Source organism: Afipia dichlorophenoxyacetatis (assembly GCF_055386385.1).
The window spans coordinates 469033-483963 of record NZ_AP029250.1; the positions used below are offsets into that span (position 1 = coordinate 469033).

Below are 14931 nucleotides of genomic sequence, written 5' to 3' on the forward strand. Positions count from 1 at the left end.
GGCCGTCAGGTTACGCGGGACCATCTCCCGCCGCCCGGAGCGCCGTGAGGCCTTCGCGATACGTCGGATAGGCCAGCGTCACGCCAAGCTCGTCGCGCAAGCGCTGATTCCGGACGCGTTTGTTCTCGGCGTAGAACGAGCGGCCCATCTCGGTGAGGCCGGCATTCTCGATATCGACTTCACGCGGCGCCTCGCAGCCGCAGAGACTTGCGGCAAATGTCACAACATCCTGTGGCGGCGCAGGCTCATTGTCGGTCACATTGTAGATTCGCCCCGCATGCGGCCGGTCCATTGACGCGTCCACCGCGCGCGCAATGTCTTCGACATGAATGCGATTGAACATTTGCCCGGGTTTGATCACGCGCCGTGCCGTTCCCTTGGCGAGCTGTACAAGCTGGCTTTGGCCGGGACCATAGATGCCGGCGAGCCGGAAGATATGAACCGCGAGATCGTTCGCCGCGCCGAATGCGAGCCACGCCTGCTCAGCATTCGCACGATGATGTGACCGCGCATTGCTCGGAGTGATGGGCGTGTCTTCGTCGACCCACCCGCCATCATGATCACCATAGACGCCGACCGTCGAGAGATAGCCGATCCAGCGCAAATTCGGAGCCGCGGCAATATGCTGTGCGAAGGCCGTCAGAACCGGGTCCCCATCGGCACCCGGAGGTGCCGATATCAGCAATGCCTCGGTTGTCTCGAGATCGGACTCGATTTCGCTGTCGCTTTCATCTGGGCCGAAAACCCGTGTTGGCAGACCTGAACTCGCAAGCATGTCTGCCTTGTCACGCGAGCGCACAGTTCCAATTGCACGATGCCCGTTCGTCATATGCCGCTCGGCAATGTATTTGCCGCTATAGCCGAGACCGAAGACGAAGAGTTTCACGAAAAAGCCCTGTTCAAAATTGCCAGTGCAACGTACCTATCGGCAGATCATATTTCAAAACTGAGGTGTTGGGTGAGCGACTACGATCCGCTTCGCGAATATTTGTCGCAGCAGGCTGCGATAGAGCTGATTCTGACCTTCGATCAGATCGAGGACATTCTTGGCTTTGCGCTGCCGCGTGCCTCGCAGCGGGCGTCGTGGTGGGAAAAGGAGCGCAACCCTGAAAACGCGCGGCCACAGCGCGATGCCATTCGCGACGGGGGCTATGAAGCCACACGCCTCACCGACGGCAAAGGCGTTCGCTTCCGTAAGCTGTCGGCGGGCCGGTTCAGGCCGAAACACTAATTTCTAAAGCCTGCACGCTGCCTTGTCGCGTGCTGCTCCGGCGCGGTGAGGAGGCTGATCAGCGCGGCTGCCGCTGCAGCGTGAGCTGTCCGCGCCGTGGGTGTGGCAGCGTACATTGTCGCCAATTCGCATCCGGGAGGCAGCGGGCCGACGAGCGTCAATCCGGGTGTGTTGAGGATTTCCGTGGTCTGCGTGCAGCCGATCGGGCGTGCTGCATCGGACGATGCAAGATGGCGCATGGCGGTGGCGCCATTGGGAAATTCTCGCAGCCGGGATTTCATTTCATCGGCGAGGCCAAGCTGGTTCAATACTTTTGCGATGTGCTGTCCGGCAGTGGAGGCCTTGGTGTCCGGGACGAAGAAGGCATCGCAGGCACGCAGCGAATCGCGCAGTGCATCAGCTGTCTCTACATGAACTGCCGGGTCAGATGCACGCACGGCAATGGTGGTTTCAACCAAGCCGACATCCGTCGCCGCGCCTGAGGCTATGAAGCTATCACGGGCGAGGGCGTCGAGCACGGCTGTCGTCAGGATCAACACGTCCGCGGGTGTCCCGGTCCGCAATTTTTCGGCCATGGTGCCGACGGCGCCGAACTCGCCTTCGATGTTGTAGCCGGTCATTTCGCGGAATTTGGGGGACAGCGAGTCGACAAGACCTTGAGCGGCGCCGCCGCTGAGAATTCTGAGAGTGTTCATGGGGATGCTTTACTGTGCTTTGCTGTCGATCGTTTTGACGACGGTTGCCCATTTGGCGATGTCGCCGCGAAGGAATTTGTCGAACTCGGCCGGCGTCATGGACATCGGCGCGGCGCCCTGCTCGGCCCATAGCTTAACAACATCGGGCCGCTTGATAGCGGTATTGATCGCAGCGTTCAATCGCGCGACGATTGGCTGCGGCGTGCTGGCTGGCGCCATGATGCCGAGCCAGATCGTTGCCTCGTATCCCGGAACGCCGGCTTCCGCCACCGTCGGTACATCCGGCAAAACGCTGGAACGTGTTGTCCCCGTTGTCGCGAGCGCACGCACCTGTCCTGCCGCGATGTTCGGCGCCATGGTAGTGACGGCGTCGATCATCATCTCGATTTGCCCGCCGATGACGTCGTTACGGGCCTCTCCGCTGCCGCGATAAGGAACGTGAACGATGTTGGTGCCGGTCATGACCTTAAAGAGTTCGCCGGCCATGTGATACGGCGTGCCCTGTCCGGATGATGCGTAGTTGAGTTTTCCGGGATTTGCCTTGGCGAGGGCGATGAACTCCGACAAGGTTTTGGCCTGCACGGCCGGATGGACCACCATCACGAGATCGGACGTGTTGATGGGCGCAACGGGGATGAAGTCGCGCATCAAATCATAATTTCGTTGCGGCAATAGAGACTCGTTTGCCGTCTGGGCATTCGACATTATCAGCAGCGTATAACCGTCAGCTGGTGCCTTTGCCGCTTCCAGTGTTCCAATGACAGCGCCTGCTCCGGGCCTGTTCTCGACGATGAAGGGCTGCTTGAAGTCCTCCTGAAGAACTTTGCCGACCAGCCTCGCCGCGACGTCCGCAGGGCCGCCTGCCCCGAACGGCACAATGATCTTGACCAACCGCGACGGAAATTCCTGTGCCGACGACGGCGTTGCAACAAGAACGGCACAGAGAGCCAGGGCAAACTTCAGTCGACTCATCGCTTCCTCGCGGATCGTGATCCGTGTTCCATTAGGTGCAAAAAATGGCCGAATTGCCGAATGCGGCGCCCAAGGGTGCGCTGCAAAATTTAGGATGGCATGTCGCATCGGCTTTAACAGTCGCTGCTAAAGTCGAATGACTGTAAGGGCTTCGCCGGTATAAAAGGGACGGCCTCAAACGAAAAGTTTACTGGGAGTGAACATATGAAATCAAAGATACTGGCCGCCGCGGTTGCGGCATTTTGCGTATCGACGGCATTGCCGGCTGCAGCACAGGTCAAGATCGGTATTCTGAACGATCAGTCCGGCGTGTACGCTGACTACGGCGGTAAGGGATCCGTCGAGATCGCCAAGATGGCTGTCGAGGATTTCGGCGGCGAAGTGCTTGGCCAAAAGGTCGAGATCGTTTCGGCCGATCACCAGAACAAGCCTGATCTCGCCGTGAGCATTGCGCGCAAGTGGTTTGAGGTCGACGGTGTCGATATGGTCACTGAGCTGACCACATCGTCCGTCGCGCTCGCGGTTCAGGAACTCGCGAAACAGCAAAAGAAAATTGACATCGTTGTTGGTGCTGCGTCGTCGCGCATCACTGGTGATGCCTGTACGCCTTATGGTTTCCACTGGGCATTCGATACTCATGCCCTCGGTGTCGGCACCGGCGGTGCGCTGACCGAAGCCGGCGGCGATACCTGGTTCTTCCTGACCGCGGACTATGCGTTCGGATATTCGCTGGAAGAAGACACCGGCAACATCGTCAAGTCCAAGGGCGGCAAGGTGCTCGGTTCGGTTCGCCACCCGCTGAACTCGTCGGACTTCGCGTCCTTCCTGCTGCAGGCACAGAATTCAAAGGCGAAGGTCATTGGCCTTGCGAATGCAGGCCTCGACACCACCAACTCGGTGAAGCAGGCAGCGGAATTTGGCATCGTAGCTGGCGGTCAGAAGCTCGCTGGTCTGCTGCTGACGCTGGCGGAGGTGCATGGTCTTGGTCTGCAAGCCGCGCAAGGTCTCGTTCTGACCGAGGGCTACTATTGGGATCTGAATGACAAGACTCGCGATCTCGGACAACGTTTCTTCAAGCGCACCGGCCGCATGCCGAACATGATTCAGGCCGGTACGTATTCGGCCGTGCTGTCGTATCTAAAGGCGGTGAAAGAAGCTGGCACCAAGGACAGCGATGCGGTTGCCAAGAAGCTGAAGGAGCTTCCGGTCAACGACGATTTCGCGCAGGGTGGCAAGGTGCTCGCCAATGGCCGCATGGTGCATGACCTCTATCTGTTCGAGGTCAAGAAGCCGTCGGAATCCAAGAAGCCATGGGATTATTATAAGCTGATCTCGACCGTCCCCGGCGACAAGGCTTTCGCGACCGCAAAGGACAGCGGTTGCCCACTGACCAAGTAAGTTAAGCATTCCGTCCCGGCGAACGTACGCCGGGGCGGATCTCTTTTCGACTAAACGTTTCAATCCGCGCAAATTTTAATCATTGTTCTTAAGCATTCCGCATTGATTGCCTTTGTGATGAGGCAACGGCGCGCTAAAAAAATCGAATGAAGCATATTCTCGCCTCCTGCCTTTTTGTCGCGTTCTGTGCGCCGGCCATGGCACAGCCCTTACCTGAGCCGAAGCCTGCTGCGCCTGAACAGAGGCCTGCCGCGGCCGACCAAAAACCTGCTGCCACACCGGTCGCTCTCACCTGCGTCTACAACAGCAAGACTTACAGCGACGGCGCGTTTGTCTGCGTGAACAAAAATCTGATGCTGACGTGTGCAGCCGATAGCAGCAAAGCGATTTGGAACGTGGCGACTGATCAGGACGTTCATGACAAGTGCGCTCGCCCCGCTGTCCATCTGACCAAGGCGCAACAGCGCGCGATCTGGCAGCGGAACAATATTCGCCGGCAGATCACGCGGCCGACGGGATCTCCGCCGTTCTGCTTCGGCTTTGATGATGGCCCGCTTTACTGCGAGTAAGTTGCTCGCGTGAGCTTGCGGCAACGCGTTTGCCGCAAACTGATCAATTCACCTTGTAGATCGAATTCGCCCACGTGCCGCCGCAGGTCTCGTCGCGGTTGCCGGTGCACTTGGCGTTGCAATTATCCGCCGTCCCAGAGGCGCCGAACTTGTTGCCGCAGAAGCAATAAGACGCGTACTGCGTGCCGGCGTGGCTGAAGCCTTTGTCGCGGCAGGCCGAGACGCAAAGCTGCGTCGTCATGTTGCGGTCGTAGAAATTATGCCCGTCGAGATCGCGTTTAGGCTGGTCCTTGAAGCACCCGAGATAGCCCGTCGCAGTTGAAGCCGCTGTTGCCGCGGGAGCGGATGCCGCCGGTGATGAGGCCACAGGCGCTGTCGCCTTCTGCGCAGGCTGCAGCGAGCGTTCGTCAGGCGTCGCAGTCGCAACCTTTAACTCCTGTGCCTTCAGTTCCTGCATGCGCGCACGGGCGAGGTCGCCGTAGATGCTGTCGCCAAACCGGCGCACGAAAGCTTCGAGCACAGCGGGATTGTTGGTTGCGGAGACCGCACGCCATGCTTCTGCAATATCCGCCGACGACGGTGCAGCAGAGGCAGGCGCGCGTGCTGCCACGGATTGATCCGCCGGAGCAACTGCGACTTGCGTTGCTGCTGCAGCCGGCTTGTTCTGGGCCTGAACAGGCGATGCGGGAGTATCCACAATGGCAACGGTGTTGCCGCCGAGCGAGCCGTAGACGTAGGGCTCCTGCTTGCGGCTTGTCGACGCCATCACCGAGTCGCGGACGCGGCCGAATGCGATGCGCAGGTCAACGCCCGGGACGGCGATGTTTTCGAGCAAGGCCGTGGTGAATGGGCTGTTGGCGCTGTCGCCGTCAAGCGCGACCGAGCCTGCTTTCGCAGCGAAGGCGATCAGCGTGTCCGAGACGGTGGGCTCGACTTTCGCGAGACCGCGGCCAACCGAGCGCGAGGCGACAGTGCGCTTCATGGTTTTGGAAAACGGATTGTCGCGGCAGGCATCGAGCATGATGAGCCGTAAACGCTTGGCAGGCTCGATCGCCTTCAGCAGGCGATCAAGCGACAAGGCCTCGTCTTCGATGTCAAAGTCGCGCGCGAGCTTGGCGTCCGCAGGAATAAGATAGTTCGTTCCATCCACCTCGATGCCATGACCTGCGTAGAACACCACGGCGATATCCGCGTCCTGTGCCTTGTCCGAGAAGTTGCCCACGGAACGGCGCATTGCGGCAATGCCGACATCGCGATGGGTTTCGACGACATCGAAGCCTGCCTTTTTGAGCAGGTCCGCCATGGCACCCGCATCGTTAGACGGGTTCGGAAGCTTCGTGACGTGTTCGTATGCGGAGATGCCAAGCACAAGTGCCACACGTTTGTCGGCATTGGCAGCTGTGGCTGAATACTGCGCCGCCGCCAGCATTGCGCAAAGCACCAGAAAAGATCGCAGCGCTGTCAGCAACGTCAAATCTCCAAAAAAATCAATTTCTAAAAAGGTCTGGTGGGGTTTTTATCACACGCGCCGAGGCTCGGAAAAGAGGCGGAACGTCGCAAAAAATAGTGTAGCGGTTCAGAAGTCCGCATCATTCGTGCGGCGAGTCCGAAATGCGGACTTCTGAACCAAAGCCACACTAGAATCATAGGTTTACTGGTGTCCTTCGATTCCGAAGTTCGCAGACGAATGTGCCGCGGAATGATGCGAACTTCGGAATCGGGACACGAGTTGTTTCCCTTGAACTTTCTGGCCCGTGGCGTAGACATCGCGCGGCAGGAATTTAGCTGCCGGAACCTAGGAGACCGTTGTCAATGTCCGTTCGTATCGTCGATGTTCGCGAAGTCACCAAGCCGATCTCGTCTCCCATCCGCAACGCGTATATCGACTTCACGAAGATGACGACAAGCCTGGTTGCCGTGGTCACCGACGCGGTCCGTGACGGCAAGCGGGTGGTTGGCTACGGGTTCAACTCCAATGGCCGGTATGGACAGGGCGGGCTGATCCGCGAACGCTTTGCGCCGCGGCTTCTGGAGGCCGATCCCAAAACGCTCCTTGATGCCACCGGCGACAATATCGATCCCGATAAGGCGTGGGCCACGCTGATGTCGAATGAGAAGCCCGGTGGCCATGGAGAGCGCTCCGTCGCCGTCGGCACCATCGACATGGCGATCTGGGATGCGGTGGCGAAGATCGCGGGCAAGCCGCTGTTTCGCCTGCTGGCAGAGCGTCACAAGCGCGAAGCCGATCCGCGCGTATTCGTCTATGCAGCAGGCGGCTACTATTATCCCGGCAAGGATCTTTCGATGTTACGTGGCGAGATGCGCGGCTATCTCGATCGCGGCTACAACGTGGTGAAGATGAAGATCGGCGGGGCGCCGATTGCGGAAGATCGCGAACGTATCGAAGCCGTGCTGAAAGAAATCGGCGGTCAGGCACAGCTCGCAGTCGATGCCAACGGCCGCTTCGATCTGGAAACCGCAATCGCTTACGCCAAGATGCTACGAGAGTATCCGCTGTTCTGGTACGAGGAAGCCGGAGATCCGCTCGACTATCACTTGCAGGCGTCGCTTGCGGAATTCTATACAGGTCCGATGGCCACGGGTGAAAACCTGTTCAGCCATCAGGATGCGCGCAATCTCATTCGCTACGGCGGCATGCGGCCGGATCGCGACTGGCTGCAGTTCGACTGCGCCTTGTCGTATGGTCTGTGTGAATATCTGCGCACGCTCGATGTGCTGAAGACCCACGGCTGGTCGCCGAGCCGCTGTATTCCGCACGGTGGTCACCAGATGTCGCTGAACATCGCGGCGGGTCTCGGCCTTGGCGGCAATGAAAGCTATCCGGATCTGTTCCAGCCCTATGGTGGATTCCCGGATGGCGTGAAGGTCGAGAACGGCCACATCACCATGCCGGATCTTCCCGGCATCGGGTTTGAGGGTAAGTCCGATCTCTATACGGAGATGAAGGCGCTGGCGTCATAAAGCGCGCCAGGCGCCCTTGATTTTGTCGATCAAGCCGTGAACTTTCCTCCGCGCTCGCTTGACCAAAACAGAGCGGCGCGGAGGCGTGGTCATGGGATATCCGTCATCGAAGCGGGCCGGTATTGCCGGCTTTGCGCTCCTTGCCTTGAATGGCGCGGCGCAGGCCCAGCAGTCTGGTGGTCCGTTGAGCAGCTTGCTCAAATCGAAATCCGACAGTGTGTGTTTTCGGCGTGACTACGACGCTGCTCATCTCAAGCGTCATCCAGGTCAGATGACGGAAGCGATCACGCTGTCGTTCCGGGGCGACGGGGTCCGGATCGAACTGAAGCAGAAGGACCGCAAGGCACCGCGCTATATCGGAGCAAGTTGCGATTGGAGCGAGAAGGCCGGTCGCGATGTGCAAGATCGCCGATTGATTCCCGCCTTCAAAAAAGCTTCAGGCTATGACTGCATTGTCATTGTCTCGCCGTCATCCGCCGAGGAAGGCGGCTATGCCATCATCGATCCGGCGCGTGATGGACAATCGCTGATGCTTTATATCGATGACCCGGTGGTGGTTCAGGACGGTCTCGGCAAGGACGATCGTGCCTTGTCGTTCAAGCTTGGTCGCGAAGACCGTCAGTTTCAGCTCACGCGCGCGGATGCCGCGTTGTGCAAGCCGATGGACGATAAGCTGGAACTTCCATACACGCGGAATTTGAAAGAATGAAAGGCCCGTCCTATTTCAATCGCTGCTTCCGCCGTCGCTTTGGCCTGACGCCAACTGAGGCGAGAGGCGCTACCGCTAATGAAAGATCGCTTCAGCACGGGCAATCGTGGCTGTCGCATGTTGGCTTATGCATTGACATGGATGAAGTCGCGCAGCAGCGGATAGATTTCATTGTTCCAGCGTTTGCCGCTGAAGACGCCATAGTGGCCGACGCCGGCCTGCATGTGGTGCACCTTGCGATACGCGCGGACGCCCGTGCAGAGATCCTGGGCCGCGAGGGTTTGACCGATCGAGCAGATATCGTCTTTCTCCCCTTCGACAGTCATCAATCCCATTTTCCTGATTGAGCCGGGATTGATCAGCCTGCCACGGTAAGTGAGTTTGCCCTGGGGTAGCAGATGCTCCTGAAAGACATCGCGAATGGTGTCGATATAGAAATCCGCCGGCAGGTCCATCACTGCAAAGTATTCATCATAGAAAGTCTTGATGGTGTCGGCCTTGTCGGTCTCACCCTTGGCCAAATGCTCCAGCAGATCCTTGTGTGATTTGATGTGGCGCTCCAGATTCATCGAGACGAACGCCGTCAACTGGATAAAGCCGGGATAGACCTTGCGGAACGCGCCTTTGCACTGCAGAGGTACATAGTTGATCAGATTGTCTTCAAACCATTTCAAAGGTTTAGACTTCGCAAATTCATTGACCTTGGTTGGCTGAATGCGCGTGTCGATTGGTCCTGCCATTAATGCCAGGCTGGCTGGGCGCGCCGGGTGATTGTCTTCGGACATGATCGCGGATGCAGCGAGCGCCGACACGGACGGCTGGCAGATCGCGATCATATGAGACCGTGGCCCGAGCCAATCCATAAAGGTGATCAGGTGTTCGGTGTACTCGTCCAACCCGAACCTGCCTTGGCTGAGGGGAATATCGCGGGGATTATGCCAGTCCGTGATGTAGACGTCGTGATCCTGCAGCAACGTCTGAACGGTCCCACGCAACAGTGTTGCGAAATGTCCGGACATCGGTGCCACGAGCAAGACCTTCGGTTGCTCCGGTGCGCCATCCTTCCTGAAATGCAGAAGCGAGCCGAACGGTGTCGCGAACGGAATTTCCTCGCTCACCTCATGTGCGCGATTGCCGACCAATACCGGTTTGATGTCGTAAGGCGGGCGGCGATAGGTGAGCGAGCTGCGCGAAATCAGCTCCAGCGCGGCGGCAAGGCGGCCGAACACTTTGTCGGACAGCCCCTCTCGGAAAAACCTGCCTTCCGGAAAAAGCCGGAGAAGGGCCAGCGCTGACGCTGCCCCGCTTCGCCATGGGGCGGTTGCATCCATGGTGTTCTGATAAGTTTGATACATCATCGGTGACATCGGCATCATTCCTTGCCGTTTTTGCCATGCAACTTCGGCGCCAGAACCGCGATCCGCCCGCCTCTTGTGGCTGGCATGTGGTTTGCTGAGTGAAAGTGAGCCGCCGCTTAAACAACAGGCAGGCGGATATTTGTGCAGGCGTAGAAGAGGCATGTCATGGCCAAAGCCACACTCACCATCAGCAGTAAGAATTATTCGTCGTGGTCACTGCGCGGCTGGCTGCTGACCAAATTTTCCGGACTCGAATTCGATGAGATCGTTGTCGCCGCGGACGATGCATCGGCGCGTGCGGAGATCTTGCTGCTATCGTCTTCCATTCTGGTCCCCTGCCTCCGGCACGAGGGCGCAACCGTCTGGGACACTCTGGCGATTGGCGAATATCTCAATGATCTCAAACCGGAAGCGCAGCTATTGCCTGCCGAGCGGATACCCCGCGCGCATTGCCGTTCCATCTGCGGCGAGATTCATTCAGGGTTCACGACGCTGCGTTCATCGCTGCCGGTCAACCTGAAGGGCCACTTCCCCGGTTTCAAGATCTGGTCCCGCGCCCAAGCCGACATCGACCGGATTTGCGCGATTTGGAGCGACTGCCTGGAAAAATCCGGCGGACCATTCCTGTTTGGCCATCGCACGATGGCGGATGCCATGTATGCGCCGGTCGTGACGCGGTTCATGACGTACGATGTGCAGCTCCAGCCTGTTCTCGCAAGCTATGCAAAGCGGATCATGAGCCTTCCGGAAATGCAGGAATGGATTGCGGCCGCGAAGCTCGAACCTGCGGATATCGAAGAGCTGGAGGTTGAATATTAGGCGCACTTTGCGTGCAAATGCCTGCTCGCTAGCCAAACACCTTGCGTGTTCTCGGTGCGCAGCGAGCGACTTCTGGGATGCCAGAGGCTTTTCGACGCATCAATTTTCAATCGCGCCGTGTCGCATTGGGAATCTCATACGGGATTCAGCGACATCCACCGCTGCGCAAAACTTCCGCACACGTCGTCCATTGTCGAAGCCCGCAATGGCGCGGAATTCGCATGATCGATAGCAGAAGCAAACGAGTCGACGATGAGGTCGCTCACTGCGGCCTCGCCGGATATCGCTTTGCCTGAAAGGACAGCGTGGAGGTTGCAATGAACAAGCACGATCCGGTGATGAAGTTCTCGCACGTCAAGCCCGAAGACACGGAGTTCAAGGGCGGAGGCCTGCGCGATTTCTTTCTCTATCGCGATCTTGGAATCGCGGACGCAACGGGCGGCCAGGTGATTGCTCATCTCGTGAAAGCGAACATGCCGCCGACGGATGGCACCGGCTGGCATCGCCATGATTGCGATTTCCAGATCGTCATCATGACCAAGGGCTGGGCGAAGTTCATGTATGAAGACAAGCCGACCTTGGTGAAGGCAGGCGATGTCGTGCATCAGCGGCCGGGCATCACGCACTACCTGTTCGATTATTCACCGGACATGGAATATCTGGAGATTGTCAGCCCCGCCGACTTCAAGACGGTGGATATGCCTGCCCCGACCGACACCGTGCCGCCGGTGACGCCATGGCCGGCGGATGCAAAGCCGGACTGACTGTTCACTCGTGCAATCAGCGGCTGCGGCGGCAAGTCTGCTTGCTTATTCAGGCTCCCGGAGATCTCGCCTCCGGGCGGCGTGCGACGCCCAATTGACGTTTCGTTAACGTCTTGGGCAGCCATCCCCGCTGTCCACCGCTCTCCACCGAGAAAATCTGCAACAAGCCATTGACGCGAATCGCGATCTCATACCACATGTAGTCGTCATGGTTCTTCTGGGCACCAACACCCAGAAGCTAAGAGGGAAGCCGGTGCGCTGTCGGATCTTTACGATCTGCAGCAATGCCGGAGCTGCCCCCGCAACTGTAACGGCGAGCATCAGCTCTTATAGTCCACTGGACGACCCATCGGGGTGTATCCGGGAAGGCAGAGCGACGCGACGACCCGGAGCCAGGAGACCTGCCGTGACACCAGAAAACGTCCTCGGGCGGGGTGTCCCGGTGGTCGCCGCTGACGGCTGACATTCGGTCAGCCGCTTTCATGCAGCGTCCCCTCGGCCCAAGCCCCCTAATCCAAGAAGGGGTTTGCCGAATGTCTTTGTCAGTTGAGATTTCCAGTAACGGTCGTCAGGCGCCAGCCATAGCAGCGCGCGCACCGGAGGCGCCGTTTTCCGCGCCGGCGTTTCACGTCATCCGCCGCAATGGCAGCGTGAGCGGATTCGATGCCAGCAAGATCCAGATCGCGGTGACGCGTGCGTTCCTGGCTGTTGAAGGGCAGGCTGCTGCCGCGTCGCGGCGTGTGCACGAAACCGTCGAAGAGATCACCGCGCAGGTGGTGACGGCGCTGACGCGTCGCGTCGATGCCCAGCGCGCCCTGCATATCGAAGATATTCAGGACCAGGTCGAACTGTCGCTGATGCGCGGCGGTCATCACAAGGTGGCGCGTGCTTACGTGCTCTATCGCGAAGAACGCGCCAAGGCGCGTCGTGAATCCGACCCGGAAATCGCCGTATCTGCCGCGCCCACGTTGAATGTGCGCGGCGCTGATGGTGTGCTGCGTCCGCTTGACGAAGAGCGGCTGCGGCGCGTGATTGCGGAAGCGTGTGAAGGCCTTGATGGCGTCTCGGTCGAGCCGGTTCTGGCTGAGGCCCGACGCAATCTCTATGACGGCATGACGCTCGATGAGTTATCGCAGGCACAAGTCATGGCGGCCCGCACGCTGGTCGAGCAGGAGCCGAATTATTCCTACGTCAGCGCGCGCCTATTGCTCGATTCGTTGCGCCGCGAGGCGGTCTCCTTCGTCGAGAAGCGCGAACAGCTTCCCAGCCAGTCGGACATGACGTCGCAATATGCCGATTACTTCCAGACTTACGTGGGCACCGGCATCGTGCACGAACTGCTCGATCCCGAATTGCGCCGTTTCGATCTGGCGCGGCTTGCGGCGGCGCTGAAGCCTGAGCGTGATCTGCAATTCCAGTTCCTCGGCCTGCAGACCCTGTACGATCGCTACTTCCTGCATGTGCGCGGCACACGCATCGAGTTGCCGCAGGCGTTCTTCATGCGTGTGGCGATGGGCCTTGCGCTCCGCGAGATCGATCGTGAAGCGCGCGCCATCGAGTTTTATGATCTTCTGTCGTCGTTCGATTTCATGGCCTCGACCCCGACGCTGTTCAATGCCGGCACGCTGCGGCCGCAATTGTCGTCCTGCTTCCTGACCAGCGTACCGGACGATCTCGACGGCATCTTCAAGTCGATCAAAGATAACGCGCTGCTCGCCAAGTATTCCGGCGGTCTTGGCAATGACTGGACCCGCGTGCGAGGCCTTGGTGCGCATATCAAGGGCACCAATGGCGAATCACAGGGCGTGGTGCCTTTCCTGAAGGTGGCGAACGACACGGCGATCGCCGTCAATCAGGGCGGAAAACGGAAGGGCGCGGTCTGCGCCTATCTCGAAACCTGGCACATCGATGTCGAGGAGTTCCTCGACCTGCGCAAGAACACCGGCGACGATCGCCGCCGCACCCATGACATGAATACTGCCAACTGGGTGCCGGACCTATTCATGCAGCGCGTCGAAGCCGATGGCACGTGGACGCTGTTCTCGCCGGACGAGACGCCGGATTTGCACGATCTTTACGGCAAGCCGTTCGCGAAGGCCTATGAAGCGTATGAGGCCAAGGCTGAGCGTGGCGAGATGCGGGTGTTCAAGCAGGTGCGTGCGGTCGATCTATGGCGGCGCATGTTGACCATGCTGTTCGAAACCGGACACCCATGGATCACGTTCAAGGATCCTTGCAACATCCGCTCGCCCCAAGGGCATGTCGGTGTGGTGCATTCATCTAACCTCTGCACCGAAATCACCTTGAACACGTCGGACCGTGAAGTCGCCGTCTGTAATCTCGGTTCGATCAATCTCGTGGCGCACGTCACCCCGATGGGGATCGATCAGGCCAAGCTTGCGCGCACCGTAAAGACGGCTGTGCGGATGCTCGACAATGTGATCGACATCAACTTCTACACCATTCCGGAAGCCCGCAATTCCAATCTCAGGCATCGGCCAATCGGCCTTGGTCTGATGGGCTTCCAGGATGCGCTGCAGACGCTGCGCTTGCCTTACTCATCGGATGCGGCCGTCGCATTCGCCGACGAGAGCATGGAAGTCATCAGCTATCATGCGATTTCGGCGTCGGTTGATCTTGCCGCCGAGCGCGGGCGCTATCCATCGTTCGATGGGTCGCTGTGGAGCCGGGGCATCCTCCCGGCGGACTCCATCACACTGGTGGATGAAGCGCGCGACGGCATGCACGCCTTCGACCGCTCCGCGACGCTGGATTGGGAGCCGCTGCGCGCGCGCGTCAAGTCGACTGGCATGCGCAACTCCAACGTCATGGCCATCGCGCCGACTGCGACCATTTCCAACATCTGCGGTGTCGCGCAGTCGATCGAGCCATCGTACGAAAACCTCTACGTGAAATCGAACATGTCGGGCGATTTCACGGTGGTGAATGCGTCGCTGGTCCGCGATCTGAAAGCTCGGGGCCTATGGGACGACGTGATGATCTCGGACCTGAAATACTTCGACGGCAGTGTCGGTCAGATCGACCGTGTGCCGGACGATCTCAAGGCGATCTACGCCACAGCATTCGAGATCGATCCGTCATGGCTGATCGAAGCTGGAGCACGACGGCAGAAGTGGATCGATCAGTCGCAATCGCTCAATCTCTACATGGCCGATCCATCGGGTCGGAAGCTCGATGCGCTCTATCGCCTGGCGTGGCAGCGTGGTCTGAAGACGACTTATTATCTGCGGTCACGCAGCGCGACCCACGTGGAGAAGTCCACGTTGAAGGGCACGGACGGCAAGCTCAACGCCGTGTCTGCCCATGCGGTCGAAGCTGCGCCGGAACTTATTCTGGTCCCGGAACTCGCCTGCAACATCAACGATCCCGATTGCGAGGCGTGCCAATAAGCGCGCGCCACCGTGTCATGCCCG

Annotated in this window: 13 protein-coding genes and 1 riboswitch; of the genes, 8 read left to right on the forward strand and 5 right to left on the reverse strand. The window is 59.1% G+C overall.

The window, feature by feature from the left end; genetic code table 11:
* Positions 1–10: 10 nt before the first annotated feature.
* On the reverse strand, positions 11–886 hold the full coding sequence (locus ACZ5C3_RS02185) for an SDR family oxidoreductase (protein ID WP_464034918.1): 876 nt from the start codon (positions 884–886) through the stop codon (positions 11–13).
* 72 nt (positions 887–958) lie between these two features.
* On the opposite strand from ACZ5C3_RS02185, the gene ACZ5C3_RS02190 reads away from it, so the two are divergent.
* Positions 959–1231, forward strand: coding sequence for a DUF7662 domain-containing protein (locus ACZ5C3_RS02190; protein WP_464034920.1), 273 nt, complete (start codon positions 959–961; stop codon positions 1229–1231).
* Here the strand turns inward: ACZ5C3_RS02190 and ACZ5C3_RS02195 are convergent.
* Both ACZ5C3_RS02195 and ACZ5C3_RS02200 read right to left on the reverse strand, forming a co-directional pair.
* A complete protein-coding gene (locus ACZ5C3_RS02195) occupies positions 1228–1926 on the reverse strand; it encodes a substrate-binding domain-containing protein (RefSeq protein WP_464034922.1) in 699 nt (232 codons plus the stop codon). The genes ACZ5C3_RS02190 and ACZ5C3_RS02195 overlap by 4 nt on opposite strands.
* Before the next feature lie 9 nt (positions 1927–1935).
* A complete protein-coding gene (locus tag ACZ5C3_RS02200; RefSeq protein WP_464034923.1) occupies positions 1936–2898 on the reverse strand; it encodes a tripartite tricarboxylate transporter substrate binding protein in 963 nt (320 codons plus the stop codon).
* A 204-nt stretch (positions 2899–3102) separates the two neighbouring features.
* Here ACZ5C3_RS02200 and ACZ5C3_RS02205 point away from each other — a divergent pair, with 204 nt between their 5' ends.
* Both ACZ5C3_RS02205 and ACZ5C3_RS02210 read left to right on the forward strand, forming a co-directional pair.
* Positions 3103–4296, forward strand: coding sequence for an ABC transporter substrate-binding protein (locus tag ACZ5C3_RS02205; RefSeq protein WP_464034925.1), 1194 nt, complete (start codon positions 3103–3105; stop codon positions 4294–4296).
* Between the two features lie 146 nt (positions 4297–4442).
* A complete protein-coding gene (locus ACZ5C3_RS02210) occupies positions 4443–4865 on the forward strand; it encodes a DUF1496 domain-containing protein (RefSeq protein ID WP_464034927.1) in 423 nt (140 codons plus the stop codon).
* Between the two features lie 43 nt (positions 4866–4908).
* On the opposite strand, the gene ACZ5C3_RS02215 is transcribed toward ACZ5C3_RS02210, so the two are convergent.
* Entirely contained in the window at positions 4909–6333 is a 1425-nt protein-coding gene (locus ACZ5C3_RS02215; RefSeq protein WP_464034928.1) for a caspase family protein, read from the reverse strand.
* Positions 6334–6677: 344 nt separating this feature from the next.
* On the opposite strand from ACZ5C3_RS02215, the gene ACZ5C3_RS02220 reads away from it, so the two are divergent.
* Positions 6678–7847 (forward strand): mandelate racemase/muconate lactonizing enzyme family protein, encoded by a 1170-nt coding sequence (locus tag ACZ5C3_RS02220; RefSeq protein ID WP_464034930.1) that lies wholly within the window; start codon positions 6678–6680, stop codon positions 7845–7847.
* 91 nt (positions 7848–7938) lie between these two features.
* Positions 7939–8556, forward strand: coding sequence for a hypothetical protein (locus ACZ5C3_RS02225; protein WP_464034932.1), 618 nt, complete (start codon positions 7939–7941; stop codon positions 8554–8556).
* A 125-nt stretch (positions 8557–8681) separates the two neighbouring features.
* On the opposite strand, the gene ACZ5C3_RS02230 is transcribed toward ACZ5C3_RS02225, so the two are convergent.
* On the reverse strand, positions 8682–9923 hold the full coding sequence (locus tag ACZ5C3_RS02230; RefSeq protein WP_464034934.1) for a polyhydroxyalkanoate depolymerase: 1242 nt from the start codon (positions 9921–9923) through the stop codon (positions 8682–8684).
* A 156-nt stretch (positions 9924–10079) separates the two neighbouring features.
* Between ACZ5C3_RS02230 and ACZ5C3_RS02235 the strand changes: the two genes are divergently transcribed.
* The 3 genes from ACZ5C3_RS02235 (at position 10080) to ACZ5C3_RS02245 (ending at position 14907) form a co-directional block, all read left to right on the forward strand.
* A complete protein-coding gene (locus ACZ5C3_RS02235) occupies positions 10080–10733 on the forward strand; it encodes a glutathione S-transferase family protein (protein ID WP_464034936.1) in 654 nt (217 codons plus the stop codon).
* A 317-nt stretch (positions 10734–11050) separates the two neighbouring features.
* A complete protein-coding gene (locus ACZ5C3_RS02240) occupies positions 11051–11497 on the forward strand; it encodes a cupin domain-containing protein (RefSeq protein ID WP_464034937.1) in 447 nt (148 codons plus the stop codon).
* A gap of 192 nt (positions 11498–11689) precedes the next feature.
* A riboswitch (cobalamin riboswitch) is annotated at positions 11690–11920 on the forward strand.
* 110 nt (positions 11921–12030) lie between these two features.
* A complete protein-coding gene (locus ACZ5C3_RS02245) occupies positions 12031–14907 on the forward strand; it encodes a ribonucleoside-diphosphate reductase subunit alpha (RefSeq protein WP_464044486.1) in 2877 nt (958 codons plus the stop codon).
* Positions 14908–14931: the final 24 nt, after the last annotated feature.